Raw genomic sequence first — 17,634 nt, forward strand, 5'->3', positions numbered from 1 at the left:
CTTGACAGGGGTTTCTTATAAATTAATCTTATTCAGGAATCCAGACACTCACATTTCCTGCCGGAGCAGGAAAATCTCCCCAGCCGTTTTCATCAATCATTACTTTCTCTTTGAATCGTTTCAAAATATCTTTAAATTTTTTCCCAGCGTAAAGCGTTCCCACTTCCATAGGCTTATTGTAAGCATCCTTATTACTTAAAACTACGACACATCCGGTATGTTCATCATCTCCTGTACGTACCCAGCCAAGACAGTTGGCATCTTCAAAATAATCATGCTGCTCACCGTAAGCATGATCCTTCCTCGCTTTTAATAGCTCTTCAATACCATCTACTTTTGGCATAAATATTTCCTGATCATTACCTTCTCTGTCTTTGTCCACATAATGAGCACCATAAAGATCGGGGTAAAATACACAGGGATAACCGTCTTTTCTCAATAAAATAAGGGCATAGGCAATTGGCTTGAACCAAGGTTCTACGGGAGCTTCAAGATCCTGTAATGGCTGAGTGTCATGATTGGCTACTAAACTTACAGAATGCATAGGATCTGCCTGAGTAAGAGTTTCATCGAAAATTCTTCGGAGATCATAAGAATCACCTTCTCTGGAAGCTGTATGAAAGTTATTTTGCAAAGAACTGTCGAAAAGACTCATGCAGCCTTCCGTGACCTCAATATACTTTTGAAGAAGATGAAGATATCCCGGAGCCCAGTATTCTCCTACAGCAAAAATATCTTTTCCGGAATTGGAACGGAGCAGTGTGAGCCATTCTTTATAAAAATCAAAAGAAATATGTTTTAAAGCATCAAGCCTTACCCCATCAAAATCGGTCTGATCAAAATACCATTTTGCCCAGGTATTAAGCTCTTCCCGTACAAAAGGATTCCGGTGCTCAATGTCATTATACATCAGGTAGTCGTAATTCCCTTTTTCATCATCAATCATTTCCTCCCAGTCGTTTCCGTATTCTGACTGTATTTTGAAGATATGGGAATCCATCCCTTCAGCATAATCTACACCACTGAAACAGGTGAAATTCCACTCAAAATCTGAATATTTTTTTCCTCTTCCCGGAAAGGTAAATTTCGTGTAAGATTCTATTTCGATCACTTCGGAAATCACCTTTTCCCTGTTTTCCTCATCTACTTTGACAACCTTGAATTTCTCCAGCTCATCACCTCCGGCTTTATGTCCCAGAACAATATCTACAATGATCTGTATATTTTGCTTCTTTAAGGCTTTAATGGCTTTTGTGTAATCTTTTTTAGTACCATATTTGGTAGGAAGAGTTCCCTTTTGATCAAATTCTCCGAGATCATACAGGTCGTAGGCATCATAACCGATGGAATAGCCGCCATTTGTCCCTTTGTAGGCAGGAGGAAACCATACAGAAGTAATTCCAAGTTTTGCTAAATATCCGGCCTGTTTTTCGGCTTCTTTCCACAATTTTCCGTCTCCTTCAGAATACCAGTGGAAAAACTGGATCATGGTTGGGTTCATAAATTTGCTGATTTGGTTGATACAAGGTAGCAAAAAAATATGATTTAATCATTTTCAAATTCTTCAAACGGAATTTTTAGTTGAACCGAAACCTGCTTTTTTTCTTCTGTATTCAGGTGAGAGAGAGATAATCCGAGCAAACGCACAGCTTTATCAAAAGGACGAAGTTCCCAAAGTTTTTTTCCGGTGTTATAATACTGTTCCGGTGATGAAAAATAATCTTCCTTTGTGATGCTTCTTGTGAAAAGAGAGAAATCTTTGTATTTTATTTTTAACGTTAAAGTTCTACCCAGAATATTATTTTTCTGTAGCCTTTGATGAATTTCTTCTGCAAGACTTTCCAGTTTTTCATTGATCTGTTGTTCATCCAGTAGATCTTCAAAAAAAGTTCTTTCTACAGCCACACTTTTCTGAATCCGATGAGGTTTTACTTCAGAAGTATGAATTCCGCGAACCACATTATAATAGTGCTGGCCGGATTTTCCAAAAAGTCTTATCAGATCTTCAAGTGATCTCTTTTTTAAATCTTTTCCTTTGTAAATTCCTAAACTAAACATTTTGTTAGCCGTAACCTTTCCAACGCCGTAAAATTTTTCTACAGGCAGCTCTTCCAGAAAATGCTCCATTTTATCAGGATGAATGGTTTTCTGGCCGTTCGGTTTATTAATGTCGGAAGCTACTTTAGCTAAAAACTTATTGACGGAAATTCCTGCAGAAGCTGTTAATCCGGTCTGTTCAAAAATTTTCTGACGGATTTCTTTGGCGATCAGATTCGCAGATTCCATACCTTTTTTATTTTCGGTGACATCCAGATAAGCTTCATCCAGAGACAGAGGTTCTACCAGATCAGTATATTCATAGAAAATTTCCCGGATTTTTTTGGAGATCTCTTTGTATCGGGCAAATCGGGGAGGAACAAAAATAAGCTGCGGACATTTTTCTTTGGCTGTTTTGCTGGGCATTGCAGAACGAACACCAAATTTTCTGGCTTCATAGCTTGCGGCTGCCACTACACCACGGTGTTGTCCTCCTACGGCGATGGGCTTGCCTTTCAGTGTGGGATTATCATGTTGCTCCACAGAAGCATAGAATGCATCCATATCCACATGAATAATTTTACGAAGAGGCAAAGAAAAATCCATATACAAAGATATGGATTCCTTTATTGACGGTAAATTTTTTGTAGAAGGTAAGTTTTTTATAAAAGTTTGTAGCAGGAGGCCGGAGGTTAATAAGTATGATATGGAAATTGATGACCTGTTTATTGAAAATTAATTTAAAAAAATAACAGATTATTCAACGTACTAAGATTACTTCCATTTCCCATCTTCTTTCTTCCGCCTTTTAAGCCTTCAGTCTCATGGTAAGAAGATGAGGTTCAAAACCTGCCTTTTCATACGCTTTTATGGCAGATTCATTTTGTGCATACACATCAAGTCTTACCTCATTGATTCCCTGTGATTTTGACCAGGAAATGAGTTCATCAGTAATGACTTTATTGATTCCTTTTCCCCTGTGTTGGGGCTTTACATACATAAAACCGAGATAGGCATATTCTTTAAACTGATAATAATCTTTTGCCGCTTTCTTAATCAGAGCATATCCTGATGCAATGATTTCATTATTTTCTTCGGCAACAATTACGGTTGCTTCGGGAGATTGTATGAGATGTTTTAAATCATAATAATGAATCTCTCCTTCAATCAATGTGCTGTTGAACGGTCTTTCGGCAGTAACAACTCCCTGTTCAAATTCTAAAAGGATTGCTAAATCCTGTTCTGTGGCTTCTCTTGTAATCATGGTGCTATGGGTATAAAATTTGAAACCCACTGAAAGTTTTTGGTTTTCAATGAGTTTTTTATGTTTTTTCGGATTAGATAAATAATAATTATTTTAAAAGCTTGTCTATGGTTTGTTGAAGTTCAGGGTCTTCAGGAGATATTGCATAATATTTTGCAATGGAAGATTTCTGATCAATCACCATATATCTCGGGATCCAGTTTAGATCTACATAATTATTGAAATCGTTCTTCCAGCCTGTAGAAAACCAATAGTTTTCTTTGTCTTTCATATCAAATCTTTCCAGACTTTTTTCAAACCCTTCTTTTGAACGGTCCAATGACAGAAATACAAAATCAATATTCTTATTATTTTCTTCTAATTCTTTGGCTTTTGGAAGTGCATTTAAGCAATCTCTACACCATCCTGCCCAAAAATCAATCACTAAAACTTTTCCTTTATGCTGAGCCAAAATCTGTTTGATGGTAATGGTTTTTCCATTTTCATCTTCCAGTTTCTGCTGTAAAGCTTCTTTTGAAAATCCCGTTTTAAGGACGGCAGGCACTTTTTGTGAATAGCTTATTCCAAAAATACCTATCATAAAAATTAGTATCAACTTTCTCATCTCGTACAATTTCATTTGTACAAATCTAAACAATGAATTGCAATCTGATATTGATTTCTCCTGGAATTAGGAAAAATTTATAATATTGATGGATTCTATGGGATGGGAGAGTGGGAGTATGAAAACCACCCCGTCAAAAATTCTTTAAATTTTTGCCAACCCTGCGTGGGAGGGGAATGTTACGCCTTCAGTTGTAATATTTCTGATTGAAGTTTTTTACTGATAGTTTTTAATCAAGCCTTTCACAACGGCAATTACGTTGGGCATTGCTTTGTTGGCTGCATTCAGAACCTCTTCGTGAGAAACGGCAAAAGCTATATCCGGCCCGCCAAGATCCGTGATCACAGAGATACAGAAAACATCCATTTCCATATGTCTGGCAACAATAACTTCGGGAACGGTACTCATTCCTACCATATCACCGCCGATGGCTTTAATCATTCCATATTCGGCAGGAGTTTCAAAAGTTGGTCCTTGTAGCGCTACATAAACTCCCTGATGAATTTTAATCTGGTGGTCGGCAGCAGCCTGTTCCGCTGTGGCAATCATTTTTTTGTTGTAAGGTTCGCTCATATCTACAAAACGAGGTCCGAGCTCATCTATATTTTTTCCACGTAAAGGATGCTCAGGCATCATGTTGATATGATCTTTCAGAATAACGATGTCTGCAACATTGTAAGCTGGGTTTACACCACCACAGGCATTGGAAAGAATAAGGTTTTGAATTCCCAGCAAATGAAAAACTCTTATGGGGAATGTCACCGTTTCCATAGAATGTCCCTCATAATAATGGAAACGTCCGCTCATCATCAGTACTTTTTTCCCTTCCAGAATTCCGTAAATCAGTTTTCCGGTATGTCCGGCCACTGTAGTCTGTGGAAAATGAGGAATGTCTTTGTACTCTAAAACATGGATCGGTTCTATTTCATTTTGTAATTTACCAAGTCCGGATCCTAAAACAACTGCAAAATCAGGGGTTTCCTGAATAATATTTTTAATAAAATCTGCAGTTTCTTTAATTTTTTCTAACATAATCTAAGATGATTTGATTGAATTCTTCTTTCTTATCAATCAATACATTGATAGGCCAGTAGTAAACAATTTCTCTAAGATAGTCAAAAGTTTTCAGACGTACATAGTCTTTCTCTGTGGTTAATATCAGTTTATATTCCCCTAATTTTTTATACTCGGCAAGGATTTTTTTAATATCATCATCCGTGAAATTGTGATGATCTCTGAATTTTAAATGCTTTACTCTTTTTGAGAATTTAGCCAGATGTTCCAGAAGCGGTTTAGGATTGGCAATTCCGGTGATCAGTAAAATATCATAATAATTCAGGTTGTTATCCGGAAGCATTTTATCTTTTCCGTAGACATTTTCGTCATAACCGATGGATGAAAAGAATACTTTCTGTCCGTAAGAAGGTCGTATTCTTGATATATAATACCTTTTTGTTTCCTCCGTCAGTTCATCAGGGCATTTGCTGACCATAATGATGTCGGCCCTTTTATATCCGGCTCTTGATTCTCTAAGATCTCCGGCAGGAAGAAGATAATCCTTGAAAAAAGGATCACTGAAATCGGTCATCAGAATATTGAATCCGGCTTTGATGGCTCTGTGCTGCATGGCATCATCCAATACAAGAACTTCAAGATCCATATCGTCAATTACTTTTTTGGCTCCGGGAACACGTTCTTCGGAAACGGCAATTACGAAACGGTTTTTAAAACGTTCAAAAAGCTGCATTGCTTCATCACCCACCATTTTGTAGTTGCTTTCGTAATTTGTTACTTCATAACCTTTGGTAAGCCTTCCGTAACCACGTGAAAGTACTCCTGTTCTGTAATGTTTGGATAAGAATTGAGCAAGATACATCACCATGGGTGACTTCCCGCTTCCGCCCACAGAAAGGTTTCCGACATTGATTATCGGTGTCTTGAATTTTGTCGACTTAAAAACTCCCAGATCATACATTGTGTTCCGGATACCCGTTACCAAATGATAACCGAGGGAAAAAGGATAAAGGTACCATCTTTTCATACGATTGCAAAAATAGGAATTTTCATAAGCATTGATGTAATATTCTCGAAGACTTTTCGACAAATATTTCGTTAAATTAAAGTATTTTTGTGGAGTTATTACAATACATTGAGATACTTTATTGAATTTTCTTACAACGGAAAGAATTATTTCGGCTACCAGATACAGCCGGATGCCATTTCTGTGCAGGAAGAACTGGAAAAAGCGCTGTCTACCATTTTGCGCGAAGAGATAAAAACTACAGGAGCAGGAAGAACCGATACAGGCGTTCATGCTAAAAAAATATTTGCCCATTTTGATACGGAAAAAGAATTGGATGATCAGCTTGTAAGAAGACTGAACAGTTTTCTTCCTCCTGATATTTCCATTAAAAAAATTTTTCCGGTAAAAGATGATTTTCATGCCCGTTTTGATGCCACGTACAGAACCTACGAATATTTTATCTCATTGGAAAAAAATCCCTTCACTCAGGAATCTGCATGGCAGCACTGGAAAAGAGGTCTGGATGTGGATGCGATGAATGAGGCCTGTAAGATTCTTTTTGAATATGAAGATTTCACCAGTTTTGCCAAGTTAAAAACAGACAACAAGACCAATATCTGTAAAATTTATAAAGCAGAGTGGGAACAGAACGGAACGGAATTGAAATTTACCGTTTCTGCCAATCGTTTTCTGAGGAATATGGTTCGCGCAATTGTCGGAACGATGGTAGAAATAGGAACAGGAAAACTGAAACCGGAAGATCTTCGTAAAGTAATTGAAGACAAAAACCGCAATGCTGCAGGTACCTCAGCGCCGGGACACGGGCTGTATCTGGTAGATGTAGGGTATGAATTTTAAATAAAAAAACTAAAAACAAAATAATAATCATGTTATCAATTTTTATTCTTATCGGTGCCTATCGATATTATGCCCAGCTGGCAGAAAGATTTGGAAAAACAAAATGGCAATACGGTGTTTTAGCTATTGGAATTTATCTGGGAACCCAGATTGTATTAGGTATGGGTTACGGTGTGTATTTGGGAATAACAGATCCTGAGTCCGTAGATAATGTAAATTATACAGGCTTTTCCGGAGTGAATATTGTAGGTTGGCTCATCTCTATTGTTGCCGTTTGGGGAGTTTATAAATTCCTTGAAAATAAGTTTATAAAAGAAAGACCGGCAAAAACCATCGAAATTGAAGAAATAGGGAAGACTATTGATCAGCAGTAAGTATCACATCGTCTCTTTTTCCTGCATTGAGAAATAAGAGAAAAAAGTGGAATATGTACTGGATTGGATATAAAATGATGTTTAATATATTCATATTGTAAATGGTAGGTATCTGATATTTTCTATGACGATTTGCAAAAGTTGTAAAGGCAGTCCGATTATAATGTCTTATTTTTGCATAGAATTTTATTTTAATTCTTTCTTTCGATTCGTACAATGAAAAAACAAGATACCTGGGGAATTATAAAAAGGCTGTTCTTTATCGGAATGAAATTTCGTTCTTGGTTCATCCTTACCCTTATCATTTCCATATTCCTTTCCATCGTTTCTACTTACAGACCTTATCTTACCATGCAGGTGGTGGATAATGATATTACAAAGCTGCACGATAAAGCTTTGATGATGAAACACATCTACTTCCTTGTGGGATTGGTGTTTGCTGAAACTGTATTAAACTTTTTCCTGGTTTATTTTTCAAATTTTATCTCGCAAAATGTGATCAGGGATATCAGAGAGCGTTTATATGCTAAACTGATTTATTTCAAAACTTCATTTTTTGACAAAACACCTATCGGGCAGTTGGTGACGCGTGCCGTAGGAGATGTGGAAACCATTGCAACAGTATATACAGACGGTTTCCTGATGGTATTCGGAGATATTCTGAGAATTCTGTTTGTATTGGTGATGATGTTCAGCACCAATGTTCACCTGAGTTATATTACGTTAGCTATTTTACCTTTAATGGTGGTAATTACAAGATTCTTTCAGAAAAGACTGAAAAAAGCTTTCGGGGATGAGAGAAACTGGACGGCCAATCAAAACTCATTTGTTCAGGAAAGACTGGCAGGGATGTCGATCATTCAGGTCTTCAACAGACAGGAATCTGAGTTCAAAAAGTTCGATGATATTAATATTACGCTGAAGGGAGCATTGCTGAGAACTGTGTTTATTTTCTCACTGTTCTTTCCTGTAGTAGAACTTATTTCTTCACTATTCATCGGTTTTATCCTTTTCTACGGAGGCTATATTACGATCAGTGCCGGTGTGGTGATTGCCTTTATCCAGTATATTTCAATGCTGATCCGTCCTTTGAGACAGATTGCAGACCGTTTTAATAATATCCAGCGAGGAATTGTAGGAGCAGAAAGAGTATTGGGATTAATGGATGAGGAAAACTCAATGCCTAATAACGGAACGGTGAAGAAAGATCATTTTGCCGGAAAAATTGAATTCCAGAAAGTACACTTTGCATATGATGAAAAGCAGGAAGTGCTGAAAGGAATTGATTTCAAAGTAAACCCGGGAGAAACTGTAGCGATTGTAGGAGCAACAGGTGCCGGAAAATCTACTATTATCAGTTTGATTACAAGATTATATGATATCAACTCCGGAAATATTCTGATTGATGATGTGGATTTAAAAGATTATGAGCTTTATAATCTCAGAAGTCATATCGGAGTAGTATTGCAGGATGTATTCCTTTTCCACGGAAGTATTTTTGAAAACCTTGCTTTTGGGGACGACAGTATTACCTTGGAGAAAATAAAAGCAGGAGCCAGAGAAATTGAAGTTGATGATTTCATTCAGCAGCTTCCTGGCGGATATGATTATGTAGTGAGCGAGAGAGGTTCGTCTATTTCTTTAGGACAGAGACAACTCTTGTCTTTTCTGAGAGCCTATTTATCAGATCCGAAAATTTTAATTCTGGATGAAGCTACGTCTTCCATTGATCATGAAAGTGAAAAGCTTATTCAGAGAGCAACGGAAAAAATTACTAAAAACAGAACTTCCATTATTATTGCCCACAGACTTTCTACCATTGAAAAAGCTGATAAGATTATTGTAATGGAGCATGGTAAAATCGTAGAAGAAGGGAAGCATCTTGAACTTCTGGATAAGAACGGATATTATGCGACGCTTTATAAAGCCCAGCTTCGCCATGAAGTGGAAATGCAAGAAGAAAAAGAGTCATAATCAGAGAGAAACCATTCCTTTGAAATGAGATAAACAAAAAAGAGAGCCAGAAATGACTCTCTTTTTTTATTTAATTAACTATATACAATTCATTACTGCTTTTTAAAACTGCAGAATACAAAATTTTGAACAGTGTCAAAAGGAGTGGTGTGATCTTCAGTAATACAGTTTACTTTTTTAAAACTTTTTTCAAATTTTTCGGATAATGATTCTTCATCATACTGCTGAATATCCAATCCACTGCATTTGGTGGGACCGTTCTTCGAAAAAGTTCCGAGGATCATAAAGTTATTCACATTCTTTTCTGCAATATCGATGTATTTTGAGACCTGCTCCGAAGTTGTCAGGAAGTGAAAAGCAGCTCTGTCATGCCAGATGTCATAGGTTTCTGTAGGTTCGAAGGCCGTAATATCTGTGACAATCCATTTTACTTTACCGGCTGCATCTCCCAGTCTTTTCTTTGCTTTTTCCAGAGATTTGGCAGAGATATCAAGCACTGTAATATTTTCGTATCCTTCTTCAAGAAGAAAATCAACAAGGTTACTGTCTCCACCACCAATATCAATGATGCTGGCATCTTTTCCCAATCCTGAAGAAAGAATAAAGTCAAGCGAGGTCTGTGGTTTTTTCTGGGTCCAGCTTACCTGATCAGGATTTTTGGTTTCATATACATTTTCCCAGTGGTTTTTGTTGTCAGAAGAAATCATGATTCTTTTAATTGATTATTGATCTCTTCAAATTTATTAATTAATTCGTTAAGTTTTCTCTGCTGTTTCTTTATGGTTCGTGGCCTCAGGTAAAACCAGTTGAAAGCGATCCATGCACATGTTATAACATAGGTTAGAATACCAAAACCAAAGGACATCCTCGATGTGTATTCATACATATATAAACAAATTCCCAGAAAGAGCATCATAAAATACAGATTGAGTATCGTAGTCTCTATCCATTTCTGTTTGCTTTTTACCACATATAAACTTTGAAGATATTCACTGTTCGTTTGGGTCTGATCAATCTTATAAAATATCATAAACATTTTGTTATAGGCCAGAAGAAAGATGACCATAGCCAGAATAACAAGTACAATTCCAATTTTTGTAGTGATCATTTGAGGCTGGTAAATGTACCAGATAAAAGCAATTAATATGGAGGTAGTGACTAAAGCTACATTGGCGAGAATCAATTTGCGAAGGTTCTGGTTTCTGAATTTTTTCAGTTTTCCGAGAAGTTCTTCCAGATTGGGTTTGTTTGAAGTTTGCTGCTTCCATATATTTTTGAAATCGATATTAGTATCCATTGTCTTTAAACTTTTGCGTTAGTTTTTCTTTTATCCTGTGAATCTTTACTCTGATATTAGACTCTGAAAGTCCTACGATATGGGCTATTTCAACCTGCCTTATCTCTTCCAGTTCCAATGAAATAATAATTCTGTCTGTTTCAGGCAACTCTGAAATAAACTGATAGAGCATTTGAATCTGAGGTTCCATAGATTCCTGTTTTTTTTCTTCCAGGTTGATGGGTAAATCTGTTTTGGCAAATTTCTTTTCCTTTTCAATCTGCCGGAGACAGTTGTTAGAAGCTATTCTGAAAATCCATGTCCCTATGCTGGATTCATTCCTGAATTTCGGGAGCTGCTGCCAGACTATAATAAATGTCTCCTGGGCAAGATCCTGAGCGAGTTCAGTATCATTCACATATCCCATACATAACCGGAATATCCTTTGCCAGTAGAGTTCGTATATCTCTTCGAAAACCATTATTTCGCAGATAAAAAGTTGTTAAGCTGGCTAAAATACCAATCCTTATCATCGTACATAATGAAATGTAATCCTTTTGAAGCATACTGCATATTGACATTCTTTAAATTTTTGTATTGCCCTTCAATAGTGGGTTTAAGGTTAACAAAAAAGGATTCCAGAAGAATAAGAGAAGGGCATTGGATGGTTTTTATCTTTTCTCTGAGATCGGTATTGTAAAAATCGCAGTACATTTTAGCAAATGTTTTTCGGTCAGATTTCATGCTCCAATTGATCACGGTTTCCTGCATCGAAGTATCTGCTAAGAGACGTGGCATAGCCTGAGTCTGCATTTTTCGGAACTGTTCATAATTCATAGCTGTTAACTGAGTTATAGTAGCCGAGCAGTCATTTTTTTCTTTAGAAGTAAAATTAGGATCAGATAAGGCTGCCAGGCAGGGTAATGTGTCTACAATAATAATTTTGCCTACAAGTTCGGGATAGTCGGCTGCTATAGCTAAGGCAAGACCGCCTCCCATACTGTGTCCGATGAGAATAGGTTTGTCTATTTTATTATTTTTGATGTAAGCAGCTATTTCTTTTTCCCAGTCTTTAAAGCTGGCATCTGCCTGTGGTTTTGTTCCGGCAAATCCAGCCATCGTTAAAGTATAACAGGTGAAATCTTTTTCAAACTTTGCAGTGGTTTCATTCCAAACATCTCCCGAAGATGCAAATCCAGGAATGAATAGTAAAGATTGATTTCCTTTTCCGGTTTTCTTTACTTCAAAAGGATAAGTTGTTTGTTGACCGAATATATTGCATACTGCTAAAAAAAATAACATGATAATCAAAAGGAATGTGAATTTTTTCATGATTTCTAAAGTTTTAAAGTTTATTTGTCTTTTAGAGACGAACCTTAAAAAAATGTTACACAAGATTTAAATTTTTTTTGAAAAAAATATTTCTCCTCCTTCCAACCCCTTTTGTTTAGGGTAAAATCATATGAAATTTATTTTTTATAAAAATTGATAGCGGTTATTTTTGAATAGTAAAACGTGACGAAATAATGAATACAATATCAGGAAATTATTAATCTAATATCCTTCCATAGAATCTGCTGATGTCAAAATAAAATCCAGGAACTTTGTATTTGCCCTTTTCAAATTCCTGATAGTCACATTTTCCTTTCAGACTTTGTGATTTTGTTTCCATTTGAAATCTGTTTAAAAGGACATATTCATCTGTTACGGCAATTACATGAAAGCCTGTTTCACAGGTCAATCCATCACCCGAGGTAAGAATGGCATTTAATAATCCGTGGAAATTTCCTGCAATTTTTTCAGCAGTGGCGTCATCATTGTTTAAATGATACAAATAGGCGAGATAATTCATGGCCCTAAGATCCAGCGGATTTTCATCCAGCGCGCCCAAAAATAACTGGATTCCCTTCGAAAGATCTTTTTGTGAAATACCTTCTCCACGATAATATTTGGCAACTTCTTCAGACTTCTTTCCCGTTTTATAAGGCTGATACTCTTTTTGGAAGGTATATCCGAAGTAAAGATGACGATATTGATTGCTGGTAAGAAGGGTATCGTTCTGTTTTAACCTCTTTAAAAGTTTCGGATAATAAAATTCTGAATTTTTATCCTCAATATTTTTTTGAATTTCTACATAATCCGGTGCTTTAAATTCCATTTTCTGACCATGCAGGAAAGTAAGCAGTAGTAAAAAGAATAAAGAGAAAAATGCTTTATTATTCATGGTTTGTATAGGGTTGTTACAATTTTTTTTGAAGTTAAAAATACGAAATATGCATCAATCGAATAATATCGACTTACTATTTGTAAAAAAAATAATAAAATATTATCAAAGTGTTACTTTGTGTCAATAAATTTACTAACTTTATTCGGAATTTGAGAGGTTACCCCTAACATTTGAAGGGGTGAATGGAATTTTTAACTAAAAAACTATAAATATTAATGAGCAGTAGTATCCAAGATGAATTTAAAGTCTTCAAAGACGAATTAAGAAAGTTGAATATCGAAGTACAGAAAGTTGTAAAAGTAGGAAACGGTAGTATGGATTTCCACGAGGTTTTCTACAAATCACCGAGGTATGAAGAGGTAAAAAGTATCTACGTCCAGCGTCACAATCTGGATAGTATGATTGAAAAATTTAAACAGGCCTATCATTAAAAAATAGAACGAGCGCCACAGATTTTCTGTGGCGCTCGATTTTTATAGTATTTCTGATATTAGTCTTTATCCAGTGTAGAAGTTTTCTTGGTGTCTTTCATTCCAACATAAACAATCAGAGAAAAAAGAATACAACCGGTAATATACCAGTAAAAATATTCTTCAGATCCAATCTTTTTAAACCAAAGTGCAATATATTCTGCAGTTCCTCCAAATACAGCTACGGTAATGGCATAAGGTAAACCTACACCCAGTGCTCTGATTTCGGAAGGAAACAGTTCAGCTTTTACGACGGCATTAATGGATGTATAGCCGCTGACAATAATTAATGCTGCCATAATCAGGAAAAATGCAGTCCAAATGGACGTCGTTGCACTCAATGCTGTAAGAAGCGGAACGGTGCATAAGGTTCCCAGAACACCAAAACCTAAAAGAAGCGGCCTTCTTCCGATCTTGTCTGATAATCCACCAAATACAGGCTGAAGGCAGGCGAAAATAAATAACGAAATGAAAGAAACTAAAGTAGACTCTTCCTTGGTAAGATGTACCGTATTCACCAGAAATTTCTGCATATAAGTTGTATAGGTGTAAAATGCCAGCGTTCCTCCTAAAGTCAGCCCCACAACGGTAAGCAGAGCTTTTGGATGTTTCATAAGTTCTTTTACGGTTCCTTTTTTCTTTTCGCTCACTGTCTTTTTATTTTCAAAAGCTTCTGTTTCGTGAAGATTTGCCCGAAGATATAATGCAATAATGGAAAGGAGTGCTCCAATTACAAAAGGAATTCTCCAGCCCCATTCTTCCAGCTGAGCCTCAGTGAGCAATAGTTTTTGTAAAATAAGCTGAATTCCTAATGCTATAAGCTGTCCGCCAATCAAAGTGACATATTGAAAACTTGAATAAAATCCTCTTCTGTCCTGAGTCGCCATTTCGCTGAGGTAAGTTGCGGAAACTCCATATTCACCACCCACACTTAATCCCTGAAGTAATCTTGCCAGTAAAAGCAATAAAGGAGCAAGAATACCTATGGATTGATAGGTAGGAGTAAGAGCAATCAGTAAAGATCCGAAAGACATCAACAAAACAGAAAGTGTCATAGCTTTTTTTCTTCCTATTTTATCTGCAATACTTCCGAACAGCCATCCGCCGATAGGACGCATCAGAAAACCTACGGCAAATATTCCTGCGGTATTCATCAGTTGTGCATTCAAATCAGAATCAGGGAAAAAAGAATGGGAGAAATAAATGGCAAACGCTGCATATGCATACCAGTCATACCATTCAACAAGATTTCCGATAGATCCACCTATAATGGCTTTGATTCTTTGACCTGTGGTAATAGCTGTTGAGTCCATACAATGTTGTTTTCCTGAAAAGTTTTTTAATAATGGGATCCAAGATACAAATTTCAGGAAAAAGCAAACCGCTCTGGAAAAGAGCGGTTTCATTGTGTATAAAAGTGAGTCTTTAAAATCTATATCCAATCGAAAGCCCGCTTCTGAAGCCTGCCCAAGGTCCGTCTACTTTTATTCTGGCGCCATTGGCATTGGTTTCTACCGTATATTTTACAAAAGGAATATCCAGATTTTCAATTTCTTTTTTAAGCTGTGCCTGCATATCCGGGGTTAATACATAATCTGAGGTCATGGTAAAATCTCCTTTTCCGCTTCCGTAGTGGGCGCCTGCGATCCAGAAATCCAATACAAGATTCTTGCTTCTGGTCAGAAAGAACTGTACACCAACCATTAAACCTCCACTATTTCCTTTGGTATCTCCATGTCCTTTAAGTGGGATTGGATAAGTCACTCCATTCGGACCATTATAATCATAATAAAAATCAAAAGTATTGGAAGTCACACTTGAATACCGGTAATAAGGAGCAAAATAAAAACCTTTTCCATAACCTTGTCCAATATAAAACCTTGGCTCTATGGTAAAATTAGTCGCTTTTACTCTTAGATTCTGGAATCTTTTTTCATCTTCATCTTTCAGAAAAGCATTGATAAAAGGTACTTTTCCTTCTGTCATCGTTCCAAAGCCAATGTTCACAGAAAACCATTGGTTGATAGCTCTTTCATAAGACAGATTGATATTTCTGAATGCATATGCCGTGACATTGGTCTTGATGATATTCATCTTTTCTGCCTGGCTGTTCTGAATTTCCTGAGCTCTCAGAAAAGAAAACAGGAAGCATGGAATTAATAGGACTGCTTTTTTCATGACTCTATATTTTGTGATGTAAGAAATACCAGCAAAAAACGGGCTGAATTTAACATAATAATTAAAGTTTTTTAAAGAAAACAGATTGATCATTTTTTGATCGGTTTGCCATTACAAATGTAACAAACATTGAGAATTGATTGTTTTAATTGTATAATTCATCTTCAGATATGAAAAAAACTATATATACCATCTTCTTTCTTTGCGGCGTCTTTATGTTTTCACAGGAGAAGAAAAATGATACAGTTGATGCAGTGGCTATTAAAGAGATTCAGGAAGTTATTCTGAAATCACAACGTAAAAAACAGTTTGCAGATAAAGCTGTTTATACCTTTGATAAAGAAGCACTGGAAAAAGCACGATACGCAAAAGACTTGCTCCGTACCCTTCCGGAATTACAACTGGATCCGATAGCTAATACCATTACCAGTACGAAAGGGGGAACTACGCTATTTCTTATCAACGGGATTGAAGCTACTGATATGCAGATCCGAAGTATTGCACCCAGTGAGGTTGTAAAGGTAGAGTATTATGATATTCCACCTGCAAGATGGGCAACAAGAGCAGATACGGTAGTGAATATTCTGACAAGGTCTACAGAAACAGGGTATGTGTTCGGAGCTGATGTTTCCACAGCTTTGAATACAGGATTTGTGAATGGTTCTGCCTATGCAGATTATACAAAAGGAAAGAATAATTTCGGACTGGAATATTCCCTGAATTTTAGAGATTATAATGACAGAAGGGTCAATAGTATCTATGATTATCAGCTGAACGGGAAGCATTACCGGTCTGATGAAAATAGAAAAGATCATTTCGGATATACTTTCCAGAATATTGCGTTACGATATACCAGACTTGTTGCTGATGATTACGCTTTTCAGGCTAAACTGAATATGGATGTCTTCAACAGGTTTTCAAAAGGCGTGGGGCAGAGTGTTTTTACTGAGGATAATCTGAAGGAAGAGCACAATATGTTCAAAAATAATGGTTCAGATTATGTGATTCCTAAGCTGGATCTTTATTATTCTAAAAAGATTGGGGAAAAAGATGAGTTGAGTATTAATGTTGTAGGCTCTCATTATACTGCCAATACTACAGAAACGGCCAGAGAATGGATTGTAGGTTCAGGATTATCGGTATATGATAATGATATGGTATTGAAAGCCAAGCAGACGAGTCTGGTAGGAGAACTGGCACATGCTCATGATTTTACTGCAGGAAAACTTTCATCGGGATACCGAATTTCAAGGTCTTCTATTTCCAATGATCTGAATAACCTTGCCGGATATTCCCAATACAGTGTCAGTTATCTGGAACAGTATTTTTACACCGAATTTGCAGGGAAAGCAGACAAATTAAGCTATCGTATTGGCGCAGGTCTTACCAATATTCACAACAAAAGTGCAGAAAATACTTTTGATGAATGGACTTTTACTCCAAAGGTTATTTTAGCTTATCAGATTAAAAATAATCAGAACGTTCGTTTTACAGCAAGTTATAATCCTGTAAGTCCCTGGAGTAACGCTTTAAGTAGTAATGTGGTGCAATTGGCTCCTAATATTGTTCAACGGGGAAATCCCTTTTTAAAATCCCAACAAATCTTTTCTAATAATCTGACCTATTCTTTTAATAATAAGTATTTTGATTTTAATGCAGGTTTATTTTACCGATATACCAACAGGGTAATCAACCAGTATTACGTTCAGGATGAGGCATTGAATGGATATGCACTGACTTATGAAAATGGAAAAAACGGACAGCGATATGGAGTACAGCTTACCGGTTCTTATAAACCTTTTGGGAGCAGTTTATTGGTCATAAAAGCAGTGATCACACCTACTTCTGAAACTGTAAGAACAAGTAAAGGTGCTTTGATAAAAAATAATTATTTAGGAAATTATTTCTCGCTTTCTTCAGAATACAAATCTTTTTCCGTTCAGTATCAGTTCAATATCCCGGTATATAGTCTCAATGGCGCATTCCTTAATACGAATGAAAATCAGAATAATATTTTTGTAAGCTATAAACATAAAAACTGGACATTTTCCACAGGAATGTACTGGATAGGAATGCCTTCAGAATACAAAACGAAAAGTTTGCCGGAAAGTCTGGTAGACTATAAAATTCATACACAGATTATGAACAATAAATCGATGTTTGTATTAGGGCTGAGTTATGATTTCTCAAAAGGAAAAAAGACAGAAATTCAACGAAAGCTTAATAACGAAACTGCTCCCGCAGCTACTTTTTAAGAGTTGGTTTTAGGTGGAAAGAGGGAAGCAGGAGGATGGGAGTATATATCCAACCTCCATCCTCCTGCTTCCTTACAAAACAAATCCCCGCTCC

General features: G+C 36.5%; 18 protein-coding genes. 5 read left to right on the forward strand and 13 right to left on the reverse strand.

The genetic code is table 11. From position 1 onward, the window contains the following. Nucleotides 1-28: 28 nt before the first annotated feature. The 6 genes from A1704_RS20365 to lpxK form a co-directional block, all read right to left on the reverse strand. Nucleotides 29-1,501: an alpha-amylase gene (locus A1704_RS20365; protein WP_062675840.1), complete on the reverse strand. Its 1,473-nt coding sequence runs from the start codon at nucleotides 1,499-1,501 to the stop codon at nucleotides 29-31. A gap of 44 nt (nucleotides 1,502-1,545) precedes the next feature. Next, nucleotides 1,546-2,643: a DNA polymerase IV gene (gene dinB / locus A1704_RS20370; protein WP_062675841.1), complete on the reverse strand. Its 1,098-nt coding sequence runs from the start codon at nucleotides 2,641-2,643 to the stop codon at nucleotides 1,546-1,548. Nucleotides 2,644-2,845: 202 nt separating this feature from the next. Next, the gene (locus A1704_RS20375) at nucleotides 2,846-3,301 is read right to left on the reverse strand and encodes a GNAT family N-acetyltransferase (RefSeq protein ID WP_062675842.1); all 456 of its coding nucleotides are present in this window, start codon (nucleotides 3,299-3,301) and stop codon (nucleotides 2,846-2,848) included. 88 nt (nucleotides 3,302-3,389) lie between these two features. Next, complete coding sequence (locus tag A1704_RS20380; protein ID WP_062675843.1) at nucleotides 3,390-3,905, reverse strand: TlpA family protein disulfide reductase; 516 nt, start codon at nucleotides 3,903-3,905, stop codon at nucleotides 3,390-3,392. A gap of 216 nt (nucleotides 3,906-4,121) precedes the next feature. Then, a complete protein-coding gene (locus A1704_RS20385; RefSeq protein WP_062675844.1) occupies nucleotides 4,122-4,937 on the reverse strand; it encodes a purine-nucleoside phosphorylase in 816 nt (271 codons plus the stop codon). Next, nucleotides 4,921-5,946 (reverse strand): tetraacyldisaccharide 4'-kinase, encoded by a 1,026-nt coding sequence (lpxK, locus tag A1704_RS20390; protein WP_062675845.1) that lies wholly within the window; start codon nucleotides 5,944-5,946, stop codon nucleotides 4,921-4,923. The genes A1704_RS20385 and lpxK overlap by 17 nt, the downstream gene beginning before the upstream one ends. Nucleotides 5,947-6,054: 108 nt before the next feature. Between lpxK and truA the strand changes: the two genes are divergently transcribed. The 3 genes from truA to A1704_RS20405 all read left to right on the forward strand — a co-directional run bounded on the left by truA (nucleotide 6,055) and on the right by A1704_RS20405 (nucleotide 9,134). Then, complete coding sequence (gene truA / locus A1704_RS20395; RefSeq protein ID WP_062675846.1) at nucleotides 6,055-6,786, forward strand: tRNA pseudouridine(38-40) synthase TruA; 732 nt, start codon at nucleotides 6,055-6,057, stop codon at nucleotides 6,784-6,786. Between the two features lie 29 nt (nucleotides 6,787-6,815). Beyond that, nucleotides 6,816-7,160: a hypothetical protein gene (locus A1704_RS20400; protein WP_062675847.1), complete on the forward strand. Its 345-nt coding sequence runs from the start codon at nucleotides 6,816-6,818 to the stop codon at nucleotides 7,158-7,160. Between the two features lie 216 nt (nucleotides 7,161-7,376). Next, the gene (locus A1704_RS20405) at nucleotides 7,377-9,134 is read left to right on the forward strand and encodes an ABC transporter ATP-binding protein (RefSeq protein ID WP_062675848.1); all 1,758 of its coding nucleotides are present in this window, start codon (nucleotides 7,377-7,379) and stop codon (nucleotides 9,132-9,134) included. A 92-nt stretch (nucleotides 9,135-9,226) separates the two neighbouring features. Here A1704_RS20405 and A1704_RS20410 read toward each other — a convergent pair whose 3' ends face one another. The 5 genes from A1704_RS20410 to A1704_RS20430 form a co-directional block, all read right to left on the reverse strand. Continuing rightward, a complete protein-coding gene (locus A1704_RS20410; protein WP_062675849.1) occupies nucleotides 9,227-9,841 on the reverse strand; it encodes a class I SAM-dependent methyltransferase in 615 nt (204 codons plus the stop codon). Further along, nucleotides 9,838-10,431 carry a hypothetical protein gene (locus A1704_RS20415; protein WP_062675850.1) on the reverse strand — a complete coding sequence of 198 codons (594 nt, stop codon included), beginning with the start codon at nucleotides 10,429-10,431 and terminating at the stop codon, nucleotides 9,838-9,840. Before A1704_RS20415 ends, A1704_RS20410 begins: the two co-directional genes overlap by 4 nt. Continuing rightward, nucleotides 10,421-10,891 (reverse strand): RNA polymerase sigma factor, encoded by a 471-nt coding sequence (locus A1704_RS20420; RefSeq protein ID WP_062675851.1) that lies wholly within the window; start codon nucleotides 10,889-10,891, stop codon nucleotides 10,421-10,423. The genes A1704_RS20415 and A1704_RS20420 overlap by 11 nt, the downstream gene beginning before the upstream one ends. After that, a complete protein-coding gene (locus tag A1704_RS20425; RefSeq protein WP_062675852.1) occupies nucleotides 10,891-11,742 on the reverse strand; it encodes an alpha/beta fold hydrolase in 852 nt (283 codons plus the stop codon). Before A1704_RS20425 ends, A1704_RS20420 begins: the two co-directional genes overlap by 1 nt. Before the next feature lie 217 nt (nucleotides 11,743-11,959). After that, nucleotides 11,960-12,634, reverse strand: a complete 675-nt coding sequence (locus tag A1704_RS20430; protein WP_062675853.1) for a DUF4919 domain-containing protein — start codon at nucleotides 12,632-12,634, stop codon at nucleotides 11,960-11,962. A gap of 218 nt (nucleotides 12,635-12,852) precedes the next feature. Here A1704_RS20430 and A1704_RS20435 point away from each other — a divergent pair, with 218 nt between their 5' ends. Further along, the gene (locus A1704_RS20435; protein ID WP_034696179.1) at nucleotides 12,853-13,068 is read left to right on the forward strand and encodes a hypothetical protein; all 216 of its coding nucleotides are present in this window, start codon (nucleotides 12,853-12,855) and stop codon (nucleotides 13,066-13,068) included. A 59-nt stretch (nucleotides 13,069-13,127) separates the two neighbouring features. Here A1704_RS20435 and A1704_RS20440 read toward each other — a convergent pair whose 3' ends face one another. Together A1704_RS20440 and A1704_RS20445 are read right to left on the reverse strand one after the other, a co-directional pair. After that, on the reverse strand, nucleotides 13,128-14,420 hold the full coding sequence (locus A1704_RS20440) for an MFS transporter (protein WP_062675923.1): 1,293 nt from the start codon (nucleotides 14,418-14,420) through the stop codon (nucleotides 13,128-13,130). A 112-nt stretch (nucleotides 14,421-14,532) separates the two neighbouring features. Then, on the reverse strand, nucleotides 14,533-15,285 hold the full coding sequence (locus tag A1704_RS20445; protein WP_062675924.1) for a hypothetical protein: 753 nt from the start codon (nucleotides 15,283-15,285) through the stop codon (nucleotides 14,533-14,535). A gap of 170 nt (nucleotides 15,286-15,455) precedes the next feature. On the opposite strand from A1704_RS20445, the gene A1704_RS20450 reads away from it, so the two are divergent. Then, entirely contained in the window at nucleotides 15,456-17,540 is a 2,085-nt protein-coding gene (locus A1704_RS20450) for a TonB-dependent receptor domain-containing protein (RefSeq protein WP_062675854.1), read from the forward strand. Nucleotides 17,541-17,634: the final 94 nt, after the last annotated feature.

The sequence above is a fragment of the Chryseobacterium cucumeris genome, from assembly GCF_001593385.1.
GTDB lineage: Bacteria > Bacteroidota > Bacteroidia > Flavobacteriales > Weeksellaceae > Chryseobacterium > Chryseobacterium cucumeris.

What these genes read in the sequence shown, in the direction of transcription:
- A1704_RS20365 (WP_062675840.1), bottom strand. Translation starts at nt 1,501, where the DNA reads ATGAACCCAACCATGATCCAGTTTTTCCACTGGTATTCTGAAGGAGAC.
- dinB (WP_062675841.1), bottom strand. Translation starts at nt 2,643, where the DNA reads ATGGATTTTTCTTTGCCTCTTCGTAAAATTATTCATGTGGATATGGAT.
- A1704_RS20375 (WP_062675842.1), bottom strand. Translation starts at nt 3,301, where the DNA reads ATGATTACAAGAGAAGCCACAGAACAGGATTTAGCAATCCTTTTAGAA.
- A1704_RS20380 (WP_062675843.1), bottom strand. Translation starts at nt 3,905, where the DNA reads ATGAGAAAGTTGATACTAATTTTTATGATAGGTATTTTTGGAATAAGC.
- A1704_RS20385 (WP_062675844.1), bottom strand. Translation starts at nt 4,937, where the DNA reads ATGTTAGAAAAAATTAAAGAAACTGCAGATTTTATTAAAAATATTATT.
- lpxK (WP_062675845.1), bottom strand. Translation starts at nt 5,946, where the DNA reads ATGAAAAGATGGTACCTTTATCCTTTTTCCCTCGGTTATCATTTGGTA.
- A1704_RS20400 (WP_062675847.1), top strand. Translation starts at nt 6,816, where the DNA reads ATGTTATCAATTTTTATTCTTATCGGTGCCTATCGATATTATGCCCAG.
- A1704_RS20405 (WP_062675848.1), top strand. Translation starts at nt 7,377, where the DNA reads ATGAAAAAACAAGATACCTGGGGAATTATAAAAAGGCTGTTCTTTATC.
- A1704_RS20410 (WP_062675849.1), bottom strand. Translation starts at nt 9,841, where the DNA reads ATGATTTCTTCTGACAACAAAAACCACTGGGAAAATGTATATGAAACC.
- A1704_RS20415 (WP_062675850.1), bottom strand. Translation starts at nt 10,431, where the DNA reads ATGGATACTAATATCGATTTCAAAAATATATGGAAGCAGCAAACTTCA.
- A1704_RS20420 (WP_062675851.1), bottom strand. Translation starts at nt 10,891, where the DNA reads ATGGTTTTCGAAGAGATATACGAACTCTACTGGCAAAGGATATTCCGG.
- A1704_RS20425 (WP_062675852.1), bottom strand. Translation starts at nt 11,742, where the DNA reads ATGAAAAAATTCACATTCCTTTTGATTATCATGTTATTTTTTTTAGCA.
- A1704_RS20430 (WP_062675853.1), bottom strand. Translation starts at nt 12,634, where the DNA reads ATGAATAATAAAGCATTTTTCTCTTTATTCTTTTTACTACTGCTTACT.
- A1704_RS20435 (WP_034696179.1), top strand. Translation starts at nt 12,853, where the DNA reads ATGAGCAGTAGTATCCAAGATGAATTTAAAGTCTTCAAAGACGAATTA.
- A1704_RS20440 (WP_062675923.1), bottom strand. Translation starts at nt 14,420, where the DNA reads ATGGACTCAACAGCTATTACCACAGGTCAAAGAATCAAAGCCATTATA.
- A1704_RS20445 (WP_062675924.1), bottom strand. Translation starts at nt 15,285, where the DNA reads ATGAAAAAAGCAGTCCTATTAATTCCATGCTTCCTGTTTTCTTTTCTG.
- A1704_RS20450 (WP_062675854.1), top strand. Translation starts at nt 15,456, where the DNA reads ATGAAAAAAACTATATATACCATCTTCTTTCTTTGCGGCGTCTTTATG.